This is a genomic window from Vibrio sp. CCUG 15886 (assembly GCF_028570825.1).
GTDB lineage: Bacteria > Pseudomonadota > Gammaproteobacteria > Enterobacterales > Vibrionaceae > Vibrio > Vibrio vulnificus_B.
This window is the reverse complement of the sequence record NZ_JAQQBT010000001.1, coordinates 212,897-236,837: the sequence shown is the minus strand read 5'-3', so window position 1 is coordinate 236,837 and position 23,941 is coordinate 212,897. Positions and strand designations below refer to the sequence as shown.

Genomic DNA, 23,941 nt, shown 5'->3' with positions numbered 1-23,941 from the left:
GCTCACTCCTTCGGAAGATAAACGGTAAATAGCGTTTCTTGCTCGTCGCTGTCGAGCTCTACATGACCATGAGCCTCGGACAGAATGGATTTCACTAAGTGAAGGCCAATGCCATGCTCCCCTGTAGCACTCTTGGTCGAGTAACCCCAGCGGCATAAGCTTTCCAGATCCTCATCAAGACTAGGGCCATTATTAGAAAAAGTAAGAATGAACTCTTCTTCGGTTTCACGTAGTTTCACCACCATTGTGGCATCGTTTTGCCCTTGGCACGCTTCTAAACCATTGTCGATCAAGTTCCCCACTAGTGAACACACTTGTTCCTCACTCACTCTTTGCGTCAGTCCAGAAAGATCGCCATAACACGCAATGTTCAATGACTGGTTCGATTCTCTCGCTTTGCTCAGTTTGGCCAACAGCAACGCCGTTAGCTGAGGCATGCTTTTCACACCTTGTAGCGAGTCTATCCGTGTTTGATTTTGTGCCGCTTGCGCTAAACAGACAGAGAGCGCCTTATCAAAGGCTCCCATTTGCAGCAGGCCAGAAATGACCGACAGCTTGTTTTGATGCTCGTGATGTGTCACTCGCATGCTTTCAAGATACTTGTCGACCTGACTGATGCGATCCGAAAGGGCTTGCAACTCTGAACGCTGTCGCAGAGTAAATACCGCACCAGCTGCTTCCCCATTCGATGTACGCATGGTGACACGATTGATGATCACGCCATCTGAGCCAAGCTGCGCGACTTTATCTAAGAAATCGTCTCCATCTAAATGAAACAGATGACTGGCGTCATCCAACTGCTTGGTTTCCTTACCCACCAGCTCGCTTTGACGAAGAATGGCTCTCGCTGCGTCGTTCGCCAAATAAATATTTCCCTGTTGGCTCACTGCAACAACCGCTTCATGAGTCGCATCCAATACGCCTTGATGGGTTTTCAACGCTTGCTTTAATTGCCAAGGCTCCAGATCTTGCATTTGTTTTTTTACATAAGACGAAAATCGCCACGACAAGAGCAAAAACAGCGATAGAGCAGAAAGAGCAAATAAAAGCAGCGGTAACAGTTTTTCCCGACTCCAAAGGTTGAGCGTTTCGACAAGATACCCCACTTTAACCATGCCAACCACTTCCCCTTCAGGGGAAAAAATCGGTGAAATATAACGTACCGAAGGACCTAAAGAACCAACGCTTTGCGAGAGATATGCCTCACCAAAATTGAGTGCTCTTTGAATGTCTCCCCCAACCACGGGCAAACCGACACGCTCACTCACCGGATGTGCCAACCGGATGCCCTCTTCATCACTAACAGTAATAAAATCAGCATCACTCACCAATTGCACGACAGAAATGATCTCCGACACCAGCTGTGCATTTTCACGCTCAACGGCATCAATGAGACTGGGCAATTTTGCTAACTGCTGTGATTGCACCTGCGCACGCAAGGCAATTTGGTTATTCAGAACATTTTCTAATTGATACGCACTGTAACTCCACCAAGCAGCAATGCCAATCAGGACGGTACAACTCAGGATAAAGGCCAGCTGCCTTGTAAAGGATAATGTCATCGAATCGTGGCTAATGAGGAAAAACGACGCCTCCAGAATACCGCGAAGTAGAGAGTATTCCGTCTCTTTCGATGCAAAAACATGACTCTGATCGCTGGTTTAAATTTTATGATTTTTATTGGTTTAATTTTCTTAATCTCACGCTTTTTTCAAAGTGACTTTTCACTCAGTTACAAAATTAACAAGCTAAAAATCAATACCTTAATGAAATTGATTTGGCTCACTTTTCGACGCCACTGAGCACTTAAGATGAGTACAACACTTTGGAGGTTTGATTATGAATAGCACAAACTTAAAACTGCTGTCCCTTTTTGTCTTGGGTAGCGTGTTGTGGTTTTTACCCGTCCCTGATGGTTTGACAGAACAAGCGTGGCAGATGATGGTCATCTTCGTGACCACAGTGCTCAGTTTGATTCTCGCCCCGTTGCCCCTTGGTGCAATGGCCCTTTTAGGGTTGACCGCTGCAACTTTGTTGGGTGTTTTACCCATTAAAACGGCGTTGAATGGTTTTGCCCATCCAACAATTTGGATGATTGCTGCAGCCTTCTTTATTTCACGTGGTTTCATTACCACAGGATTTGGCCGCCGCGTTGGTTACTGGTTTATCTCGAAATTGGGACATAACTCGCTGGGTCTGGCATACGGATTGGTGTTAACCGATCTCCTGTTTGCCCCTGCAACCCCAAGTACCACGGCTCGCTGTGGCGGTATCATTGCCCCGCTTTTCCGCTCGGTTGCCAGCTCCTATGACTCTGACCCAGAGAAAGGGACCCAAAACCGTATTGGCGCATTCTTAGTGCAGTGTATTTTCCAATGTAACGCCATTACTTGTGCCATGTTCCTCACCTCTATGGCAGGTAACCCACTGGCCGCTAACTTTGCAAAAGAACAGGGGGTCGAAATAACTTGGGCTGGTTGGGCAGCAGCGGCTATCGTGCCCGGGCTGTTGTGTCTTTTCCTCATCCCACTCGCGATGTATCTGTTCTTTCCACCAGAACTGAAAAAGACGCCAGAAATGCGCGCGATTGCGAAAGAGAAGTTGCAACAAATGGGGGCCATGACCCGCGATGAAATCATGGTGTGCGCCACATTCATTGGCATGGTCACACTATGGGTACTGGGCCCAACACTCGGCATTCACGCCACCGTCACCGCATTGATTGGCCTCGTCTTCTTGTTGCTAAGCCGAACCATCACTTGGGACGCAGTACTCAGTGAAAAAGAAGCGTGGCACACCATTACTTGGTTTGCGGTGCTCATCATGATGGCGTCTGAACTAAATAAGTTGGGCTTTATCAAATGGTTTAGTAACGGCATCGGCGAGTCGCTTTCTGGTTTTGGTTGGGCAACCACCATTATTTTGCTCTTGCTGGTTTACTACTACAGTCACTACTTAATGGCGAGTGCGATGGCCCATATCAGCGCCATGTATTCCGCTTTCTTAGCCATCGCCATCTCGGCAGGTGCACCACCTATGCTGGCTGCGATTGTGTTGGGTATTTTTAGTAACTTGTATATGTCGACCACCCACTATTCGTCTGGCCCCGCGCCGATTCTGTTTGGCGCTGGATTCCACAGCTTACAGAACTGGTGGAAGATCGGCTTTGTCTTCTCCCTCATCGTTATCCCCATTTTCATCTTTGTCGGAGGTATGTGGTGGAAAGTGCTCGGCCTTTGGTAATAAGTGCGCGAAAAAACGATGTACAACAGGGCCTAAACACCCTGTTTTTTCGTTTGTCATTTTTATTTCATCTTCGCTTTGCACTATGGCTTCAAGAACTTCTGTCGCATGTTCACCGTGAAACCACTCAAACGTTATCAATACGAGCGCTACGCTGTCCTGTGTAATCTCGCCTATCCAAGGGTGTTTAAACAAACACGCTATGGTTTCGATCCCAATGGACAACGCATCATCAAAAACCAATTTGGCAAAACCATGATTCGTGTGCTGTGGAGTAAAAATGCGGATGAAGTGGTGGTCGTCATTAAAGGCTCACACAGCCTTAGCGACTGGCTGCTTAACTTCGCATTATGGACAAAAAGCACCCGGTCTCTTGGTCTTCCCTATCGTATTCATGCTGGGTTCCATCACCTGTTAACTCAAGAGAGCCAGCCATCGAGGAATCAAGATCACCTTGGAATGACGGTGCTTGAAAAACTTGAGCAGATTTTGCTTGAACGCGTCAAAGAGGGGAAGCGTATCGCGATCACCGGTCACTCATCTGGTGGTGCCATTGGCTGTGTTTTTGCCGATTATTTTGAGCGAAAATACCCCAAATCGATTAAACGTGTGGTCACGTTTGGCCAACCTGCCATTGGCGACTGGCGCTTTGCCAAACACTATTCTTTGGCACATAAAACCTATCGAATTTGCTGCGACCTCGATATCGTTACCTTTATGCCACCATTGCCCTTACTCTATTCTCACAGTGGCAAATTGCTCTGGCTCTATAACGGTAGAATCTATGAAAATACCCCTACTTATGAACGCTTGGGTCGCTCAGTGCTCAGTTGGCTTATCCGACCATTCACTTACCACCTAATGAGCAAATATATCCGAAATAAAGATTTTTTTGACGAACGATAAACAGACGCTCAAAAGCAAAAAGAGACCCATGGTCTCTTCTCGATAATTTTTCATGCCGACATTCGCTACAGGGAAGCGATCTCTTTCTCTAACTGATATTTTTGGTCGGTGACGATTTTCTCTAACACAATAATACGCTGGGTCAGCTTATCGATCTGTTGCTGCATCTCTCTTTGCACATCAGCAGACGCACCTTCCGTTTTCGTCAACTCTAACGCCTTAACCTTTTCACGATGATTTAAAACGATTTTTAGCATGCCACTACCAAAAATGGCGGTGAAAATAATCAAAACAATTAAAATGTCGCCCAACTGTTCCATGTTGCTACCTCTAGTTAACGTTATCCATTAATCAAAAACAATTCATGTAGTTTATAAAATAGCTAGAGTAATAACGCAATCATTGCGTCGCAGATCACATCGCGTTTGTCGCTGAAACAAAATGAAAGAGGGAGAAGAAAAAAACAAAGATTAAATCAATGATTACAAGGAATTATTGAATAAGATCGTGAGTAAATAGAACGAAAACAAGAGAAGAGAATGGAGGCGCGTCCCGGAGTCGAACCGAGGTCCACGGATTTGCAATCCGCTGCATAGCCACTCTGCCAACGCGCCTTTTAGATAACCATTGCTGGTTTGAGTTAGGATGGTGCCCCGGGCCGGACTTGAACCGGCACGACTCGAAAGTCGAGGGATTTTAAATCCCTTGTGTCTACCAATTTCACCACCAGGGCAACGCATACTGCGATGGTAACACCACCTGCTCTAACGACCTTCGCCGTGAGAACGAGGCGTACTTTAACGGATTTTTTATTTGGGTCAATAACAAAAACAAACTTTTTGAATCAAATGGTTAGTTTGCCATCGCCTCAGTACGGTTCGCGCGCAGTATGGGGGATTTTTCAACATTCTTCCGTTTTGCACTCTCATTGAATGTTTAGATAAGTCATGATGGCTCGATGATCTGAACCGATCACTTCATCGATAGACTCCCTTTTGCAGATAGCAAAATCACTGTTGAGCCATAAATGGTCGATAGATATTTGCAGCCATGACGGCAGTGTCAATGTCGGTAAGTTTGGCCAACTTGCAATAGGGGCAGTTTGCATTCCAGAAAAAAGCGTGTCAAAGCGCTCACTGTTCGCAGAAAGATTCATGTCGCCCATGATTAAAATATCTTTCGTCGGGCTTTGTGTCGCTTGGTATTCTAGCGCCTGAATAAGCGCGTTACGTCTCAACCACATCTCTTTGTTGCGAGGTGAAGGTGGGTGGGCGGTAAGCAAGAATACAGGGTGTTCTTCATCCACTTGCCAAATGCCTCGGATGAGATTTTGATAGCCTTCGATGTAAAAAACATCCATGCCATATAAAGGCTGGCGAGAAAAAATAAGCTGATGCGACGGTAGGCCCACTTTCGGCTGGCCACCGAAGCGATAGCGGTATACGTCATCCAACACTTTTAACTGCTCTAAATGTGGGGCTGTGACTTCTTGTAGCAAAACGAGATCAGGCTGCACCCGTGATAGGTAGTCGATCAATTGGTCGACATGTTGATTAGAGAACAACATATTGTACTGAAATAGACGGACGCTATTTCGGCACTCCCCTTTCGAAACCATCCCTTTCGGTACACCAATGACCGCGAAATAAATAATGAGCCCAATGGATGCCAGCATTGGTGTCCACGCACGTATTCCAAAACTGATGAATGCGACAATCACGAGAGGCACAATAAACAGTGCGGGATAAGCCGATATGTTTTCGGCCCACCATAAATGAGTTTGCGCTTTTACGCCCCAGTAGAAAAGGGTGCAAAGAATGATAATGAACCACAAGCCATAACTTTTAAGCATTGCTGAGTCATACCTATTGAGCCGCTACCTTAGTTAGTCTAGCAATGTTTATTAGAGAGGCTGCTCCATTTTTCTTAAATTTCAAACTTTTCTGACACTCTCCGCACATAGACAGTCGATAGACTTGGCTATACTTCTCTTTCAATTCACTACAAGGTATCCCCATGAAAGCAAAACTAGCAGTTGCAGCGGCAACGCTATTTTTACTGGCAGGATGTCAGCAAGAACCTCAAGAAAACAGTACGTTGAACGAACGTCATACCGCGATCTGTAGCTCTACAGAAAGTATGCCCGGAGGCTGGCATAACGCTGAAATCGATCACCAAGTGATGCAAGCACTCGACATGGTGCTTGAGCAAATGAACACTAACTCCCCGTTGAAAGAAGTGCTGTCAGCTCATACCCAAGTGGTTAGTGGCGTTAATTACGCTATTGAATTTCAGTTAGAAAATGGAAGCTCTTGGAACACCATCGTGTATCGCAACCTGAAAGGCGAATATCAAATTACCCAAACGGCTAAGCTAGGCTTGTTCTGTCAGCAATAAACTCGCATAACAACCTTCCAGAAGATACCAATAGCCAAACGACTTGGCGTACCAATTAGGCAACAATGAGTCACTCTCAATGAACCTTGCATCAAGGCGTTTGGCGAACAAAAAGAAATCCCCTTATCGGATTAAAATAAGGGGATTTTTAATCACTTTAAGCGGTAAAAGGCTAAATGCCGCTCAAAGCTCCGCACATCATGATCAAAATGCAGATAACCGCCAGAAAGCCCATCGGCTACTCCAAAGTGAGAACGACTCGACGGTTGCAACCATTCTGCTGGTTTTCTTCCGCCGCACAGATTGGAGTGGTTTCACCAAACGCCTTTTCTACGATTCGATTGCCCAAACCCAGATCTTTCTTGAGGAAACGGGCTACGGTGTTGGCACGTCTTGCAGACAACTGCTTATTGTAAGTATCTGAGCCTGTGCTGTCGGCATGCCCTTCCACTGAAATTTTACGATTTGGGTCAACAATACCAATATAGCTACGAATCGCATCTTGATGGATGTCGGTTAAACCAAATTTGTTGTGCTGGTAGTTCAGCACCAGTGACATTTTTTTCTCATCGAAGAAGCAATGTTCACTGCTGTTTTGTGCTTTTACTTTCTGCACATCACGATTCAAGACACGGGCTTCCGTCTGTCCTTCATCAACCACAATCGAGCCTTCGCTTTGTGTGGTTTTGTAATGCGTTGAGAGCAATGTTTTGGTTATGATCTGTTCTTCTGATGTATTGACACAATTGGCCTGGGCATAATTGGAAAGCAGCACCAGTAACAGTATAGGCAGTGTTTTTTTCATTTTAATCCTTAAGTCTACCTGTCTCTTCATTAATGAGATTCAAAATATATTTGTATACGTCATTGCCTTCTTTGGCATGATAGATATTGTCGTGACCAAAGCAGTCGCCAATCCCATCGCTTTTGTCTACGACGTAGTTAACCCCAATAACCCCCATCGTCACCTTGGTCTTTGACGCTTTGTCACTAGGGTTTTCACTTTGGAAAACGTTCCTTTTTTGTGAAATTCTCGTTTTTAACTTTTCGCACAAACCTGCCTTTACAAGTCTGTTTAGATATTTATTGTATCGAACTTCACGCCACTGCCTACCTTCCAAGTAGTAGCGAACAAAATCACCATCTCTACCATCAGAAAGCAAAATAAATACTTGCTCCGGATTTAAGTCCGTGGCTTGCTCAGCCATTTGGGCTGCACCAATAATGCCTTGCCAAGATTCAGTTAGGCCGTATCGGGAAGCATAATAATTTGAACTGTTAAACTTAGTTAGAAATGCGTCATAGTCTTCAGTTAAAGGGATATCCTCGAATGTTTTAATATTGCTGGAATCGTTCCGCGAGTGAACTTTCGGTGCCGTAAACATGTTATTCACCGTGGCTGATGGTGTCCTATATGATGAATAGTCAAACGCCGTACGCTGTCGGCCAACCTTCTTAACTGCAGTATGGTGGAACCCGATCACCGCCACTCGACTTTTCCTATCTGTTTTAAACTCCCGCAGGTCGTCCACGATTCGGTTGATCGTGTCTGCAACTACATCATATTTCGTCTTGCCACTTCCTCCCCAAGGATTCACCATCGAGCCACTCATATCGATAATGAAGTAAATATCTAGGGGTTGTGGGAGAAATTTTCTAGACGTAGATGTCCCCATAACTTCAAAGTCTTTGGTTAATCCCATCTCGCCGTCATTGTAAGAAATCCAGGAGTCGTGCTTTGTTTTGGCAGAAACAACAAAATCGGTAAAAGGCGCTAGTTCGCCACTGCGCTGCACGCAGCCGTCTTTGTACTCGCAGCGTCGATTAAACACTCGAGCAACGACTTCGCCTTTGTTGTCTGGAATATAGTGATCAACAATCTTTTGTGCGTATTCTTGGTTCTTCTCATCACCCTCTTTGGGACTCGCAATTAAAGCCAAGCTCGCCACTTCCGCCGCTTCTGTAATTTTGGCGTGCGCCATATGCCTTTGAGTCATTTGCATAGAGAACACCATGATGATCACAAGAACTGGCAACATGCCCATAAAAATAATGCCCGCGACCCCTTGTTGCTTTTTGATGGACATACTAGACCCTCGCAAACGAAAATGACGTGGATACCGCTTTAACGACATTGCCCTCTGCCAAACCAAAGATATTAAACGGCGTTTCGTAACAAAGCGTGATTTGGTACATCGGCAGCCGACGGTTGCGAGAAGTGATTGGCAACAGCTCTAGTGCCTCTTCTTTAGTGAGACTGTCTAGATTTGGCAAATTACAACCGTCGGTCGCGCCACTACTAAATTTTTTATAGCGTTTTCGAAAGTTGCTTGGCTTATCGCCCTCTACCGCAAGCTGTTCGACAAACACACCAAACTTAGATTCTTCAAAGCCCGGCATCATTCGCTTTAAGGAGGCTTTGGATAGATAATTCACAGCTCTCTTTGTTTCAGAGCAGTAAGGATCGGCTCTACCACAAATATCTAAATCACCATTAAAAAACTGTTTTCTTTCCGCCATGATCGTTGCGAGTGAATAAACGGCTCGGTCAAGTTGTCCCTTGGTATTGATAGCAACAACATAATTGGCCATGACAACAAAAAGCCCAGAAATGAACATCAATACTAGCGCAAGCTCTACCATAAAAGCGCCTTGTTGCTTAGCTTTCACAACCCGACCCTCCGCCAATTTTAAATGCACAACGCTCGTATTCTTGAATAGCCATAAGCTCACGTTTCACTTGAAAGTCTGGCAAAATACCATCCAAAATCGTGTTATAGGTGTACTGCATACGATACATCGCTATCGCCATATCCTTTGGTTCGTCTTTTCGCTCAGGACAAGTTTCAATATCGTCATAACCGACATTGCAAGTCACAAAGTCTTGATAGTTTTTGAAATAATCGACCGTAATATTGACGCTTTCTTCTTTGGCCAAATATTTCCATGCCACACCAGCACTTTCGTTAATGGTTTTTTCCAACAGTTTTTGATAATCCTGCGGGGTCGTGGCATTGGATGTCCCTGCTTTTTTGGTCTTGATGACCGATAGTGTCAAAGCATGGTCGGAAATACTCATTGAATAACTCAACATACAGAGCTCAATCCAACTAAACACCATGATAAGAAAAATTGGTAATCCCATTGCGACTTCAACCGTCAAGGCACCCTTTTGTCTTTTTTTCATAGTTCGACATACCTTTTCTTGGTGTAATCCACAACAAAGGCACCTTTGATGTTTAAGCTATTAAGAAAGGCTTTCGCTTCCTCTATGTCAGTAAATTCACCAATGCAGTAGCGCTTCCATAAACCATGCGTATACGAGTAGACAGTGCCATAGTTGGCTTTTAGGAAATTGAGATAATCGTTCGGCACTGCTTTGTAAGAAGCCAGCACTTGAATACGATACAGTGATGGCGCTTTAGGCTTGAGGTTATTCACATCGAGCTTACTTACAGGCACTACGTTATTAACTGGCTTGGCCTGTTCCACTTTTTTCGTTTCTTCTTGCGCTTTTGGTGTCACTTGAGCAGTCTGTACAACTGTAGCTCGGGTCGTGTCTTTGTTTATTTGAGCGACTTGTGGCTGCACGGCTTTCTTCCCTTTGTTCTTTCCTTTGTTGACAGTTTTCATTAATGCCGCCAACTGTTTTCTCGCGTCTTCTTCGCCTTTTTCATGTTTTAACACTTCCAGAGCGATATCAGGGCGGTTGGACTGCACAGATGAGATGATGAGATTTGACCGAACTTTGGCATCACTTGGCATAGCGACATAAAGGTCATAAAGAATTTCCGTCGCTTCGACATAACGATTTTGCAAAAGGTAGACCACAGCGATATTGTTGCCCGCCTCTCTATCCGAAGCGCCACTTTTACGACTTTCTTCGAAATGCTGAATAGCCGTTTCATACTCTTTACGTTGCGCGTAAATCTTACCAACTAATAGATGATAGGCCGCCTCATCTCCACCTTCATCAAGGAACTTTTCGCTCTCTTGCAGTGCTGAATCGTAGCGTTTTTTCTTATAGTTTAAGTTCGCCAAACTATAGATATAATCTGGTTCATCTAGATCTTTGGCTGTATAAGTATTGGTATAAAGTTCTGCTGACTTGATATCCCCCATATCCAAATAGAGGTTAACCAATTTCACCTTATAACTTGGCACTTCCGCCAAATTACCCTTATAGAATTCTACCAACTGCTGATTTTCACCCGAACTCAACAACAAACGTTCTTTAGTTTGCAATTCCGAACTAATAGATGAGCAACCTACAATCCAGAACAGAATTATTAATTTAATTATCCATTTAGCCATCAGTTAGCATCCTCATAATGCCAGGAGCAATAATCAAAATAATTATTGGCACCATGATAAAAACAATCATAGGGATTGACATTTTTGCACCAAGCTTTCCTATTTTCTCTTCAAGTTCCATCATATTTATTTGACGAATATCGGTGGCAAGTGTGCCTAACACTTGGCCAACTGAAGAACCAAATTGCAAACTTTGAACAAGCGTCATAACAAAACTTTGTGCTTCACTCGAGGGGACCATTTCATAAAACTCCTCAAGCGCTTTTTCTATTCCAATTACTTTGGATCTTTGCACAGTTACATTAACAGTAAATGCCAAATATTTATCAACCGTTTGCAGCTCTTTAGCAAGGTACTCTAGCGTTGCTTCAATGGTCATACCCGTATGAACACACACGTTCATCAAATCCAACAAAAATGGCAGGCGCGAACTGACGTGACGTGTGATAGTGTTCGTCCTCGAAGATAAATACAAATCTGGACCAGCAACAAAAATAATTAACGCAAAAGCGCCAATAAGTATCATTTCATTAAAATCAATGACCTCTTGACTCACTGCTAGTAAGCCACCTCCAATCGTTAAGAACAGAGGTACTATTTTAAATAAATAGTAAGTTTGAGAGATAAAGTCACTATAGATCCCCGCAGCGACCAGTTTCTTTTTTGTTTCATCTTTATTAAAACTAAAACGCTTGAAGAAGGATAAAAAAAGATCATCTCGTTTTTGTTGCTCTTTGGTTGAGCCAATTATTTTTCTAACTGATATTTCCGCCCTGGTTTCATCCCACATTTTTAAGGCAAAAATAGCCACAACAACAGAAACAATAAGTGCAACTAGAATAAAAATTGCACTAGGAAGCGAAAAAGTCATGATTTCACCCCTCTTAAAATAAACCAGATGCAAATAAATCCAATAATTTCACTAGTAAGAACGTAGTAAAATATCGGTTTTCCACCTTCTTCAAACATTACATAATTATAATTTTCTGGGCTTGTAAATTTCAAAATCAACAAGAAGATAATGGGTAAACAAGCAATGATTTTGGCTGACATTCTTGCTTCTGAAGTCAGAGCGTTTTTCTTCTTGTCGATAGCACGTGCTTCAAACATGATGCGGTTAATACGAGAGATAACCTCTTTTAATTGGCCACCTCGACTCAGGTTAATGCGAATAGTCGCCGCAAAGAAAAAGTATTCTACATATGGGAAAGAAGCGGCACTTCTTGACAGAACATCATCAGGGTCTTCACCAATCAGCAAGCGCTCCGCCATCAGCTTAAATTGCTTCCCTACATCATTTTGCAGCTGATTCCCTACATACTCAAATGCATGAACAATACTTTGGCCTGAAGAGAGCGCACCAGAAAGAATATTAAGCGCATCGGGAAAATCTTCTTTAAACTTAGCCGCTTTGGCTTGCTGAAGTTTAATCACAAACACGACAAATAAAGGTGGTTGTGCGTACATCAACAACGTCAGAAAATCCATCTGCAAGACAAAGTCGTTAATAAAGTAGAGTGCGATCGCCGTGACCAACAAGAACAGCCCTATCTTCTTAATTGGATTGGGCATCAAAATGGTCACAAACGCTTTAAAATGACGACGAACTTTGGCGCGAAAACTCACTTCAAATTTTTGCGCATCAATGACGGTTCTTTGCCCTTTAACCCCTTCAAAATCTTGTTCTAGCTCGATAATACGTTGGATCGCTTTTTCTTGTTTGCGCTTATGGGTAAGAAAGTAACCTCCCAGCAGAACCCAAGAGAGCACCATTAACCACATCATGAAAACAACTCCCGCACCGTATCTTCTAAACCAAAGAAACGAGCTCGCTCATAAATAACCGAACGCTTTGACAAACCAGGCGAGCGAAACTCACCTTGGATCTTGCCGCCATCAAAGCTACCTGTGGTTTCAAATCGGAAAATATCTTCCATCACCACATTGTTACCTTCTAGCCCGACTATTTCACTGATGTACATGACTTTACGGCTACCATCATGGAGACGTCTTACCTGCACAATCAAATCCACCGCACTCACGATGGTGCGGCGTATCGCCTCCAATGGTAACGAAGCAGTTGCCATCATCACCATGCTTTCAGTACGCGCAATTGCATCTCGCGGCGTATTGGCGTGTAATGTAGACATTGAACCATCGTGGCCGGTGTTCATCGCCTGCAACATCTCAAAAGCCTCTGCACCACGACACTCACCGACAATAATACGGTCCGGACGCATACGCAGGGCGTTGATAACGAGGTCACGAGCCGTGATCTGCCCCGTGCCTTCAACACTTGCTTGACGTGTTTCTAACCGAACGATATGAGGCTTTTGCAACTGCAATTCGGCCGCATCTTCAATGGTGACCACACGTTCGCCCTCGCCGATAAATCCAGACAGCGCGTTGAGCAAAGTTGTTTTCCCCGAACCAGTACCACCAGAGATCAAAATATTGCATTTACAGTGGCTGGCGATAGACAACAACTTGGCCATTTCTATCGACATGGCGCCAAACTCAACCAAGTTTTCTAGTTTGATCTTTTGCTCTTTGAATTTACGAATAGAGATGGAGGTGCCATCAATTGCCAATGGAGGAATAACGATATTGACACGGCTACCGTCTTTTAATCGCGCATCACACAAAGGAGATGACTCATCGATGCGGCGACCAACATTCGACGCAATGCGCTTGGCAATAGTATTCAGCTGCTTTTCATTGACGAATTGGATCGGTGACTTTTCTACCTTACCGCCAATTTCAATAAAGACGTCGTATGGGCCATTGATCATGATGTCCGAGATATCGTCATTTTCGACCAATTTTTGCAGTGGTCCCAACCCTTTAAGTTCATCGTAAAGCGCTTTAACTAGCTCGGCGCGCTTTAGCGAACTCACCTGCAGTTGTTTTTTGTCGATCAAGATATTGACCGACTCAGACAACTGCTCCGCCAGCTCTTCGTTACTGATTTCGCTTAAGGTTGAGGCATCAATCGCATCAAAAATTTCATCTCGCAAGTCGAGATAGATCTGCTTTAGTTGATTCATTTTTTAAACAACGTGAATTTCTTAGCGTTTTTAGTCTGGATTTGCTTTCCGGTAAGAGACGAAACCATTTCAGCGATAGACGTCGCGTATTTGCTCTTCATCAAGCCACTGGTGCCCATTTGAATCAGCTTTTGCTCCAAACCCGGTTCATAGGCAAAGTCGACAGACGAATGGCATTTAATTCGCTCTTTAGCATTTTTTAGTGTCACCAAATAATCTTTGTGAGGACGTGTCTGGCTAAAAATCACCTGATGCTCCGCTTTACCGATTTTCTTTTTGAATCGGTTGTAAGCGCGTAATGAAGAGACCGACGGTTCACAAACTAAGTAAATCCGGTGGTATTTATCCGCTAAATCTTGGTCGTGAACCTCTTCAAAGGAGCTCATCGGTACCGAATCAATAATAAAGTTATATTTATCAATCAGTTCCGAAGAAAGACTAAATAGAGTCGAGGCATGATCGCTCAGACACGCGGTGGTTTTTTCCAAGGCTAAATAGTCCAGCTTTTCGGTCACTTTACACAGATACGTGGTGGCAATAGCAGAATCGATCTCTGACTGATTCAAGTCGATGCTGTTTTCCTTGATTTTGTACCCCTTAACACCGAGAAAAATATCGCCATTCATCGCACCAGAATCGTGATCAACCACTAGAGTTTTTAGATTGGCATTTTTAACCAATGCATTGGCCAACACACTACTAATACAAGAAACCCCGATACCACCTTTTGTACCCAAGATAAGGATTCTTTTCGCAATACGTGTCTTACCGCTTTTAGATGCTTCTGCAATGTCACGCTTTAAGCTCGCTAATAATCCATCGAGCTCTTCATCCCAAAGAATGTAGCTGGCACCGCACGACTGCACACGGTCGCGTAGCTTGATCGAATCAAAATTACTAATAACCAAAAGCTTGATGCTGACATCAAGACGGGTCGCAATATCAGAAACCTCATCCACCATGTTTTGGTTATTACGCATATCCAAAATGACGTGATTTAAGGTGACGTCACTGCGATTCCAGGTTTTTTCTTCATCCAAATCGGTTACTTTGAGGGGCTTTTCAAACCCCTCGATTGCGTACAGTTCATCAACGGCAGCAAGAAATCCCGAATCGTCAGACACGATCAAATCTTGGTTGGTGTTGCCACCTTTTCTTTTTGAGGATGAACTTTTAAATAATGTATCGAGATCCATCATCAGTAAGTACTCTTCAATGGGTTGACCAAACTAATGTTTCGGTTGTGTTCTAACGCGCAACCGAATCGGTATTCGTCTTTGCTAGAAAATGCGAGACTTCCACAGTTTTGACTGCGGATATGAACATATTGAGCTTGAATTAGAATGGCTTTTTTCTGTTCGTTCGGCGCAATTTCAACTTCGTAGCGGATCTTGCTAATTTTTGAACTTTTTAGCTGCACCAAAAGCTTATCGATAAATTCACTCGCACTTGGCTGATAGTAAATCTTGAATTTTGCTTTTGGTTCACGCTCATTGACTTCATTAATAAATGACATGGCGCGAGATACCGAATACTCTTTGCCTGTTGCATCAAACTCATAGCTCTCTTGAAGCTGTTCCATCACACTGGTGTTTGAAATATTAACGTTTGAACAAGCGTTCAGAAGCAAAACAAATAAAACCAATAACCATTTTTTCATTAATTGAATCCCCCTTTGTTCAACGTATCTTCCAACTCAGGTTCATTCATTGATGAGAGGTCGATTCTCAGTAGACGCTCGATATCACTGGTGCGACGGAAGCTTGGTAGTTTGATGTCTTCCGCTTTTACTGGGTCAACTAAGTTCACCGTGGCGACAATGATTAATTCAGTCTTGGTTTGATTGGATTTTGTATGGCTGAACAAAGCGCCAAGAATAGGAATATCACCCAATACAGGGATTTTGCTTAATGACTCGCGCTCTTCCGACGTTAACAAACCTGCCAACACAAAACTCTGGCCATCCTTTAGTTGAACGGTCGTTTGAGCTTTACGTGTACGTAGCGCTGGCACATTGATCAAACCATTCGCGGTCTTATTTTCTTCGTCGATAGAACTAACTTCTGGCAAAAGTGATAAACGAATGTTTTCGGAATCCGTCACTTTGGCGACCATAGACAGTTTTACACCATATTCTTTATAAGAGATGGTAATGCCGTCTTCATCACGTATTGCAATTGGGATTTCCCCACCGACAAGAAAGCTTGCAGTTTCACCAGAAATCACCGAAAGATTGGGTTCGGCAAGTACACGACCAATTTGGTCGTCACCACTAGCAGTAATTACCGCAACGATGTCCTGAGCGGTAAAATCAAGCAGTTTGTTCACAAAACGCCCCGCCTGACCACTGTCTGAATAAGAGACACCTAGTTCAGATAGAAACGAGCTCGATACTTCAGCTACCGTTAGTTTGACGTTGATCTGCTCGGTAGTCAGCACCTTGAGATTATTAATAATGTTGTCGTAAATATAGGTGGCAGTGTAATCAAGCGAATCGACCTCATCGCCGTTAGCATCCTTTAACGTAAAAGTATTACGTGTCGAGTTCTTCTTGAGCATTTCGCCGACGGTACGGTAAATCTGAGTTTTAATCTCATCGCTGCTTACCACCCCATCGAGTACGACCTGTTCGCCCACATTAGTAATGTTGATAGATTCGTCTGGAAAACGGGCAATCAGTGTCTGCTTTACTAATCGCAAACTTTTGTTAACCACCACTTCCGCGTTGTAAAGTTCATTTCCAGCTCGGTCATAGACAATCACCGACGTCGCACCCTGGCCAACACCGTAAACTACTACTTTGGTTTCATCGATGATTTTATAATCGGCAATTTCTGGATCACCTACAAATACGGTTGAAATTTGACGTTTCAACGAAATGGTTTTTGCTGATCCCTGATTTAAATTCATTAGTTCATTAGAATTAACCGATAATGAAGCAAATCCAATCGTGGTGATTAGTAAACACAACAATGTTTTTTTCATTTTTATTCCTTACCACGTAATTCTCTAACGCCAAATTGATCTTCCAAAATATCGCTACTGCGAATCGATAGGTAACGTTTGGCTACGCTGGAAGGAACAATACTGATATCACCAATCTTTTGTGCCATTTCCAGTTTCAATACCTGCGGAACTTTCAAAGCAATCACGAGGCTATTTGGTGATTTTTCGGCTCCAGACTCTTTGTCGTCTTTTTCTGACTTTATGACTTGAATAACTTTTGCATCACTAATAATGATTTTGCTGACAAGATCACCGATATCTTGGTATCCGGTTTCTAATAAATTAGACTTTGATGATGTAGTGGAAACAAAACTGACACTGTCGCCAGGTTGCAAGGTTATATTTTCGATGATGCTAGATCTCTCTGGCTCGTAATAATATGGCACTTCATCTTTTTTTAGAGACAAGAACATATAATCACGATCACCAGGGTTACTGATAACATCGTTTGACAATATGGTTCCTTTGAGTAAAGGGCGGTTAAAAAGCGCTCCCGGCTGGATATTCAGTTCGTTCTTTAGTGTGTATCGGTTGCTGTGCGCTTCAGATAGCTTAACTTCAACTTCCTTGTACACAGACTTAGACACAATCCCAGACTTTTCAATACCTTGAGTCAACTCAAGCAAGACTACGGTGGGTTCTACTACAGGTTCTTCTGCGACAACTTCTTCAGTTTCAAACATATCACCCATAAGAAAAAACAGCGTGCTGAATATTGCAAGGGAAAGGAAGAGAATGATAACGGCTCTATTCATTATTTTTGGCTTTATTAAGTGAAATAAATGGAGGTTACCCTCCATTTTATGAGTATGAAAATGTTACGATTTAACAGTTTGCGCGCTTTCCATTTTTGTTTTAACAGCTTCCATTGCATTATTAATAGTGTCTTTGAGAGTGCCATCCTTAAAGACAAACAAAATAATTGCAGACATTGCCACTGCAATAATCGCGTATTCTACTGCGGTAACACCGCGAACATCGTTTTCAAGTTTCAGTTTCCACTCAATCGCTTTTGTCATAACTTTGTTAAACATACTATCCTCTTATTAACTTTAAAATGTGTCGTTATGGGGTGAAGACAAATTAAACTAATGGAATAACAAACGCCAATGAATAAGTTTTATATATCCATAATACAAAGTTATGATAAAAAAGCATTATGACGCTATAAATATAATAGTTACTAAGAAAGTGCAAACTAATATAAAATAGGATTTATTTTTGGAAACATTTATGCCACTCGCCATAACATTAATATTTTTTACAGCACTCTACGCATCATTTACTGATGCCAAATCTCGCGTCATATCGAACCACACCGTTGTTTTTGCTTTTCTTTGTTGTTTTATTTTCGCTTTTCTAAATGGTTATTTATTACACTCTTTGTTAATTGCAACCTTATGCTTTGCATTCAGTTTTATATTGTGGCTGTTAGGATTTTGGGGCGGTGGTGATGCAAAATACTTTCCAGTGATGATGGTGGGCGTAAAACCAGACTATGCAATTGAAGCCATTTGCTATATAGGCTTGTTTGGTGGAATCACTGTAATAGGTGTTTATGTGTATTGCTTGATTGCCAAAAAGGAGATAAAAAAAATAGGCATCCCTTACGGAATACCTATTTCTGCATCATGCTGTTTGTTTATGCTATTAAGCTTGTTGGTCCTCAGATAGCTGTTAATGATGCTGTTCAAAAAGATCGTTGAGTTTCGCCTTTAAGCCAATTTTGTCTAACTCATCAGACATCCCTTCGCTAAACCACACATTCATATTGACCTGTTGGCTAGTAGGAATCTTCTTGTAGTTAGGCTCTCTAACTGACCAATCTGGACAAACCATGATGGTGCCATGGTTTTCCAACTCTTTGTTCATCAGTCTTGCAGAACTCGTGCTTACCCAACTTGAGACAAACCGCGTATCGATTTTGTTCTCTTTCAGTAATTCTTGAACCAAGGTTTTCGACAAGGAGTTGCAATAAACCACTCGGAACGGATAGCACTCATATAAGTCTATACATGCTGTGTGACTAATTACATAACTTGATGATCTTAACTGATAAGAATTACCATTTTCAGAGCTCAATCGATTGAGGCTAAATATTACATCGAAGTTAGCGATATCGATCGTAGACGTTGTACTAAAACTGGTGATCGCTAAGTCTGTATTATTCAGTGCACGAAATTCGCTCACGACTTTTTCTACGAGAATAGGACAGAACGAATCTGCAATCGCAATGTTATATTGCTCTCTCGTATCCACTTTTTCTAAATCTTTGAATAGCTTTTCATACATGGACATTGTTTGATCCGCATATTCTAATAACACCTTACCGTGTTTCGTAAGCCCAAATCCCTCTTTTCTAACAAAAATACTAGCCCCAATTGTATTTTCGATCTTTTTGATATGCTGCGACACAGCGGGCTGAGTCATAAATAGTGACTCGGCTGCAGCTGTAAAGCTTTTGTGTTTTGCAACCTGTGAAAATGTCCGAAGATATTTTACGTCGATCATTCTATGAACGGTTTTCATGACAGCTATCTACCTTGATGTTACCCAGTTTTATGGTTTTTTTGTGTACTTGGTATTTCTGATTTTTAAAATCAAGACAAAAATATCAATACGCTACGCGAGTTACAAAAAACTATTGTTTATGCAACTATAAACACAGCTTATATGATGTATTTTCCTTTGTAATAAAATTGTAAATAAAATTCTCCTCAAGCCAGAACCCATATAGGCAGAGCAGTATTATCATCATGAGGCATTTATTCGAACTGTGAATTAATCTTTATGTAAACTGACTGACGAATATGTGACAACGGTCACATACAAAACTTCATCCTGATAGTTGGCACGTCATACCTTAAATAAACTTGACAGCGGAATTTTTCTCATGAATGGGATATTCAAGATATTTCGCGGCAAACAATAAGGATTTCAATGCATTATCACCGAAGTTTACAGTTGATTTCATTTCGAACAAACAATAAAGAAGAGGTGAAACACCTCTTCTTTTGCTGGTAATGGAAACTGCCGAATGTCTGGTTTCCTAGCTATTTCTTCTACGCCACAGTAAAACGAATGCCATTAGCCATGCCGATCCAAAGCCTAGAGAACCCGCATCTTCACCACCTGAATCTCCTGTTGGTGGGTTGTCTGAATCATCATTTTGACCAGAAATCGTGCTGGTTGGTGACAACTCTATTTCAAACCATCCCTGCTTGCTCTCTCCGTTATCAAAAAGAACTTCATAGTTGAATCTGTCGATCATGGTTAATGCTGTTTGAGACGGAGCTTGATAAATCAATTCCTGATTCACAATTTGCACTTCACCATGTTCTGCTGGGCGCGTAATACGCAGTTGGAACTTCCCTTTGTATTCAGATTCAAGAGGCTTCACATTCAGTGAGTTACCAAACTTGAGCTTAAGTTTGCCCTGCTTCACACTAGGCGTCGTGGCATGTACCGTTAATGTCAAACTATGAGTAACCGCCTCTCCTTGTTCGTCACGAACCGTTGCACTGAACACAAGCTTTTCATTGCCAACGGATTGAGAAGGAATCACAACGATTGCAACCGACTTATCCGCATTAAGTATTGTCGCTTTGCGCCCAGAGACTTGTTTCCAATTGAACTGGTGGTTGCTGGAATCAATGTCTTTTAATTGCACAACCGACAGTTCAATACGCTCGTCCGCACTGACTTGCAACTTAGAGGCGTTAACACTAAAAGTGTGTAAGTCGTTGACCGGCAGAATATTGATTGAAACCGTGGCAATATTTGAGGTCGTCCCCTCGGCATTCGTCACTTGGAACGTGAAACTATCTTTGCCAGCAAAGTTCGCTTGAGGTACATATTGGCCATTGTGAATCAGTCCATTTTTCGGCAGTTCAATAATCTTAACCTCTCCACCTTTGCCTGCTAATTGCTGCAAATTGAGGATAACACTTTCATCTTCACGTCCCTCAAGTGTGATGTTGTCGACCACTAAAGTCTTCGGTTTAACAAACTGAATGATCAGTGTTGCTTGAGACATCAGTCCTTGAGGGTCTTTGATCTCATACGTCACCGTTGTGCTTGTTTCACTGCCGAAAGTCGCTGGTGCACTGAATTCAATTTCATTTCCTGAAAGGCTCGCTTTACCCAGCCCTTGCTGAGAGACGATACGAGTTAAAGTGAGCGTCTCGCCATCTTTCTCAATATCGTTGTCCAACACTCTAAAGCGTTTTACTTCCCCTGCTTTTATTTGCCCGTGATCATTTTGCGCTTCAGGCTGATGGTTATTCACCTTCACTTCCACGTTTTGGCTGACTTCATTTTGGGCATCATCAGTCACAGTGAGCTTGAACTGCATGACATCACTCGCTGTCACACCTTCAGGAACCACAAAACTGCTGGTTTTCTGTTGGCCATTGCGTAGCGTCACTTTTGGACCAGAAATCTGCTGCCATTGGTAACTAAACGCTTTGGAATCTTCGTCCTCCACTTTGTCAACGCTCAGCTCAACGAGTCCTCCAACGTACACGACGTCATTAACCACTTTGGCCGAAATCACCGGGGGTTTGTTAATCGCCAGTACAGTAACAGATACTTTTGCTGTGTTACTTGCGTTTCCTTCACTGTCGCGCAAACGATATTGGAACTCATCAACGCCTTCAGCTCCTAAATCAGCTTGATACTCTTTTCCGTTCACGGTGCCTTTGCTTGGCTGAGTCATGAGCTCAACCTGAAAACTGTGGCCAGGCATTAAGTTGGTATCATTGTTCATTAAGTTGAGCTGTACACTCTGGCCCTGGGTAACTTGGAATTGATCGTCCAGAGCTTGAGGAAGCGGGTTAACTTGGGTTTGTAGTAGAGCTGCAAACGGGAAGTTTCGACCTCGCGAGCTGTTCATCCGGCCACCTTGTAACGTGGTATTGTCGGCGTAGAACTGCTCTTTGCGAATGCCATCGCTGAGATAAGCGTCGTAATAAGAAGTTGAAAATTCGGGAATTGCATTGGTTAGCTCAACCACAATGAGGTGACGCTCTTGTGTCAGTGCGAATGGTTGTGGGAACATCGCCCGTCCACCATCGGAATTCAGTTGCCCACGAGCAATTTCAACGCCATCTTCCGCCTTAAAGGTCACATCTCCACGCCAGTTGGTTTGATAAGGGTATTTGGTCACCTTATATTCCATAGGCTGTGTCTGATCACTTTTCTGCGCATAAAAATGGATGCCATCTAATGAGGTGTTTTCAAAATGTACATCCACCGCAAAGCCGAGTGCATTAATTCGGCGATCATATTGCGTATATTGACGTGCAAATGAGGTCATCCATGCATGTTTGCCACGCTGATCCGGCAATTGCAGTGTCAACGTTGAATGCTGATTCGTACTGACAATGTCACTGATAGTGATGCCGGTATTGCGCCCAGCCGTGTTCAACCTTAAGGAAGGCGTTGAGTCATCAGAAAGTAAGGTGACATTACTGCTGCCTGGGAAAACATCACCATTGTCACTCCAGCCTCCTGCGTTTAGTTCATCTAGCCCGTCCGCTTGGAATATTTGCACCTGCATTGGACCAGTACTGTTGAACTTGTTGTCAATCACCACAGAGGTCGCCAACAGGCCTTCTCCTTGCAATGCTCTGTCGTAGTCGACTTTTCGGCGGTTTTGCAAGTAGAGTCTTGGCCCCATTTTCTGTAGGTAAGGATCAAGATAGATGACGCTTTCACCTTGCGAGGTGTTGACGGTATAGCTTTGGTTACTGTTTAAAACATCTGGCTCCAAGAAGCCTGATGCTTCTTTGCTCCATGCTGTCATATTGACCGGCGTGTCGCCAGAATAAAGGTCGCCAGGTTTGCGGCCCCATGAACCACCGCCCATCAAACCCCAATGGCCTATCGAACCATCATGCTCATAAGAATACAAATCTGGAAGACCCAACATCAAATGACCGAGTTCGTGAGCAATAACGCCCATTGTTGACTGGTGGTCGCCTTGAAAATCAGCAAACAAGCAATACGCATTGATGGTGACACCATCGATGGTTTCATTGTTATGGGCAAACTTATGAGGCCAAATGTAAGGTCGACGATTACCGCCAGCGGCAGCATCGTAACCCGCAAACACGAACATCACTGAGAGTTCTGAAGGCTTGATAAAACCATCACCATTGCTGTCGTAAGTGGACAAATCAATATACTGATCAAGCTCGGCATAAGCCGCCGTAAAAATGGCACGTTGTCTAGTGGTACAAGTATTGTCCTCTTTGGAGTGACAATCAGGATGCGCCATATCTAATGAAATGTTAATCACCCCATCATTCGCAGTACCTTGCGTTTCTCGCGCAGGAGTAACAACGTACTTGTTGTAACTGTTTTTGAGAAAGTAATCTCTAACGCTTTGCCCATCCTGACCAAAAATTCGGTTAGTAAAGTCATTGACCATCACTTCATCATTAAAGCTGACTTGAACCACAAGCAAAGGTTGAGTAACAGGTTGATCTGCTTGACGGATTCGTAAAGCAACAGCATGGTGCTCCGTTGTGTTGATGTCTGATGAATACCCTTCATCAAAGCTAATTCGAGCTGGTTTTACTGGGTGAAGTGATGAATTAGATGCCGCTGGACTTTGCGAAGCTTGAGTAACAACAACATCGGTTGAAACCACTCTACCCTCACCATCAAATTCTGCGTATTTACCGTAGTACCAAGTATCGCCTTGATAGAGATAAATGGTGCCTTCACGGTCTTGGTACCACGCTAACGCTTGATTCCCCATTAAACGCATTTCACGTACCGATCCATCACTCATGGTAAACTCATGCCAATCCGGAGACGGCAAAGTAGTCGCATTAAGTGAGATGGAGGAGAGCAAACTTGATATAGCGATTCCGATTTTCGCTTTTTTTATTTTTAAAGACATTATCCCGCCTTATTATTGACAATAATAGAGGCAAAATATCAACCAGACCAATTAATTACCAATTAGCATTTGGATTCATAATATAAATTAAAGTTATACTTTCACCCCTTTATGACAA

The 23,941-nt window shown here is 43.0% G+C and carries 22 protein-coding genes and 2 tRNA genes; 4 read left to right on the top strand and 20 right to left on the bottom strand.

Translation table 11 applies throughout. From position 1 onward, the window contains the following. Positions 1 to 2: 2 nt before the first annotated feature. Positions 3 to 1,562 carry a GHKL domain-containing protein gene (locus PQQ36_RS01075; RefSeq protein WP_017790790.1) on the bottom strand — a complete coding sequence of 520 codons (1,560 nt, stop codon included), beginning with the start codon at positions 1,560 to 1,562 and terminating at the stop codon, positions 3 to 5. 277 nt (positions 1,563 to 1,839) lie between these two features. Between PQQ36_RS01075 and PQQ36_RS01070 the strand changes: the two genes are divergently transcribed. Together PQQ36_RS01070 and PQQ36_RS01065 are read left to right on the top strand one after the other, a co-directional pair. Then, positions 1,840 to 3,243 carry an anion permease gene (locus PQQ36_RS01070; protein ID WP_273660241.1) on the top strand — a complete coding sequence of 468 codons (1,404 nt, stop codon included), beginning with the start codon at positions 1,840 to 1,842 and terminating at the stop codon, positions 3,241 to 3,243. 117 nt (positions 3,244 to 3,360) lie between these two features. Further along, the gene (locus tag PQQ36_RS01065; protein ID WP_026130827.1) at positions 3,361 to 4,149 is read left to right on the top strand and encodes a lipase family protein; all 789 of its coding nucleotides are present in this window, start codon (positions 3,361 to 3,363) and stop codon (positions 4,147 to 4,149) included. Positions 4,150 to 4,214: 65 nt separating this feature from the next. Here PQQ36_RS01065 and PQQ36_RS01060 read toward each other — a convergent pair whose 3' ends face one another. The 4 genes from PQQ36_RS01060 to PQQ36_RS01045 form a co-directional block, all read right to left on the bottom strand. Further along, positions 4,215 to 4,469, bottom strand: coding sequence for a hypothetical protein (locus PQQ36_RS01060; protein WP_011081086.1), 255 nt, complete (start codon positions 4,467 to 4,469; stop codon positions 4,215 to 4,217). Between the two features lie 220 nt (positions 4,470 to 4,689). Next, positions 4,690 to 4,763 (bottom strand) — tRNA-Cys (locus PQQ36_RS01055). Positions 4,764 to 4,795: 32 nt separating this feature from the next. Further along, positions 4,796 to 4,882, bottom strand: a tRNA-Leu gene (locus PQQ36_RS01050). A 192-nt stretch (positions 4,883 to 5,074) separates the two neighbouring features. Next, positions 5,075 to 6,001 carry an endonuclease/exonuclease/phosphatase family protein gene (locus PQQ36_RS01045; protein ID WP_015727744.1) on the bottom strand — a complete coding sequence of 309 codons (927 nt, stop codon included), beginning with the start codon at positions 5,999 to 6,001 and terminating at the stop codon, positions 5,075 to 5,077. Between the two features lie 164 nt (positions 6,002 to 6,165). Here PQQ36_RS01045 and PQQ36_RS01040 point away from each other — a divergent pair, with 164 nt between their 5' ends. Continuing rightward, complete coding sequence (locus PQQ36_RS01040) at positions 6,166 to 6,546, top strand: cystatin domain-containing protein (protein WP_011151958.1); 381 nt, start codon at positions 6,166 to 6,168, stop codon at positions 6,544 to 6,546. 238 nt (positions 6,547 to 6,784) lie between these two features. Here PQQ36_RS01040 and PQQ36_RS01035 read toward each other — a convergent pair whose 3' ends face one another. From PQQ36_RS01035 to PQQ36_RS00975, 13 genes are read right to left on the bottom strand one after another with little or no spacing between them, the layout of a single operon-like run. Beyond that, positions 6,785 to 7,351: an OmpA family protein gene (locus PQQ36_RS01035; RefSeq protein ID WP_015727742.1), complete on the bottom strand. Its 567-nt coding sequence runs from the start codon at positions 7,349 to 7,351 to the stop codon at positions 6,785 to 6,787. A gap of 1 nt (position 7,352) precedes the next feature. Next, complete coding sequence (locus tag PQQ36_RS01030) at positions 7,353 to 8,681, bottom strand: TadE/TadG family type IV pilus assembly protein (RefSeq protein WP_017790787.1); 1,329 nt, start codon at positions 8,679 to 8,681, stop codon at positions 7,353 to 7,355. After that, entirely contained in the window at positions 8,635 to 9,216 is a 582-nt protein-coding gene (tadF, locus tag PQQ36_RS01025; protein WP_017790786.1) for a tight adherence pilus pseudopilin TadF, read from the bottom strand. Before tadF ends, PQQ36_RS01030 begins: the two co-directional genes overlap by 47 nt. Further along, the gene (locus tag PQQ36_RS01020) at positions 9,206 to 9,733 is read right to left on the bottom strand and encodes a TadE family protein (protein WP_015727739.1); all 528 of its coding nucleotides are present in this window, start codon (positions 9,731 to 9,733) and stop codon (positions 9,206 to 9,208) included. The genes tadF and PQQ36_RS01020 overlap by 11 nt, the downstream gene beginning before the upstream one ends. Further along, positions 9,730 to 10,860 (bottom strand): tetratricopeptide repeat protein, encoded by a 1,131-nt coding sequence (locus tag PQQ36_RS01015; protein ID WP_017790785.1) that lies wholly within the window; start codon positions 10,858 to 10,860, stop codon positions 9,730 to 9,732. Before PQQ36_RS01015 ends, PQQ36_RS01020 begins: the two co-directional genes overlap by 4 nt. Further along, positions 10,853 to 11,731, bottom strand: a complete 879-nt coding sequence (locus PQQ36_RS01010; protein ID WP_017790784.1) for a type II secretion system F family protein — start codon at positions 11,729 to 11,731, stop codon at positions 10,853 to 10,855. The genes PQQ36_RS01015 and PQQ36_RS01010 overlap by 8 nt, the downstream gene beginning before the upstream one ends. Next, entirely contained in the window at positions 11,728 to 12,645 is a 918-nt protein-coding gene (locus PQQ36_RS01005) for a type II secretion system F family protein (protein ID WP_017790783.1), read from the bottom strand. The genes PQQ36_RS01010 and PQQ36_RS01005 overlap by 4 nt, the downstream gene beginning before the upstream one ends. Beyond that, entirely contained in the window at positions 12,642 to 13,907 is a 1,266-nt protein-coding gene (locus PQQ36_RS01000) for a CpaF family protein (protein WP_011151949.1), read from the bottom strand. The genes PQQ36_RS01005 and PQQ36_RS01000 overlap by 4 nt, the downstream gene beginning before the upstream one ends. Further along, positions 13,904 to 15,106, bottom strand: a complete 1,203-nt coding sequence (locus PQQ36_RS00995) for an AAA family ATPase (protein WP_017790782.1) — start codon at positions 15,104 to 15,106, stop codon at positions 13,904 to 13,906. Before PQQ36_RS00995 ends, PQQ36_RS01000 begins: the two co-directional genes overlap by 4 nt. Further along, positions 15,106 to 15,567, bottom strand: coding sequence for a hypothetical protein (locus PQQ36_RS00990; protein WP_011081074.1), 462 nt, complete (start codon positions 15,565 to 15,567; stop codon positions 15,106 to 15,108). Before PQQ36_RS00990 ends, PQQ36_RS00995 begins: the two co-directional genes overlap by 1 nt. Further along, entirely contained in the window at positions 15,567 to 16,892 is a 1,326-nt protein-coding gene (locus PQQ36_RS00985) for a type II and III secretion system protein family protein (RefSeq protein ID WP_017790780.1), read from the bottom strand. The genes PQQ36_RS00990 and PQQ36_RS00985 overlap by 1 nt, the downstream gene beginning before the upstream one ends. 2 nt (positions 16,893 to 16,894) lie before the next feature. Continuing rightward, positions 16,895 to 17,713 carry a hypothetical protein gene (locus PQQ36_RS00980; protein ID WP_017790779.1) on the bottom strand — a complete coding sequence of 273 codons (819 nt, stop codon included), beginning with the start codon at positions 17,711 to 17,713 and terminating at the stop codon, positions 16,895 to 16,897. Between the two features lie 18 nt (positions 17,714 to 17,731). Then, the gene (locus tag PQQ36_RS00975; RefSeq protein WP_015727731.1) at positions 17,732 to 17,947 is read right to left on the bottom strand and encodes a Flp family type IVb pilin; all 216 of its coding nucleotides are present in this window, start codon (positions 17,945 to 17,947) and stop codon (positions 17,732 to 17,734) included. Between the two features lie 187 nt (positions 17,948 to 18,134). On the opposite strand from PQQ36_RS00975, the gene PQQ36_RS00970 reads away from it, so the two are divergent. Continuing rightward, a complete protein-coding gene (locus PQQ36_RS00970) occupies positions 18,135 to 18,587 on the top strand; it encodes an A24 family peptidase (RefSeq protein WP_225454091.1) in 453 nt (150 codons plus the stop codon). A gap of 3 nt (positions 18,588 to 18,590) precedes the next feature. Here PQQ36_RS00970 and PQQ36_RS00965 read toward each other — a convergent pair whose 3' ends face one another. Both PQQ36_RS00965 and PQQ36_RS00960 read right to left on the bottom strand, forming a co-directional pair. Continuing rightward, positions 18,591 to 19,442, bottom strand: a complete 852-nt coding sequence (locus tag PQQ36_RS00965; protein ID WP_015727729.1) for a LysR family transcriptional regulator — start codon at positions 19,440 to 19,442, stop codon at positions 18,591 to 18,593. Positions 19,443 to 19,962: 520 nt separating this feature from the next. Then, positions 19,963 to 23,823 carry a M6 family metalloprotease domain-containing protein gene (locus PQQ36_RS00960; protein WP_273660240.1) on the bottom strand — a complete coding sequence of 1,287 codons (3,861 nt, stop codon included), beginning with the start codon at positions 23,821 to 23,823 and terminating at the stop codon, positions 19,963 to 19,965. Positions 23,824 to 23,941: the final 118 nt, after the last annotated feature.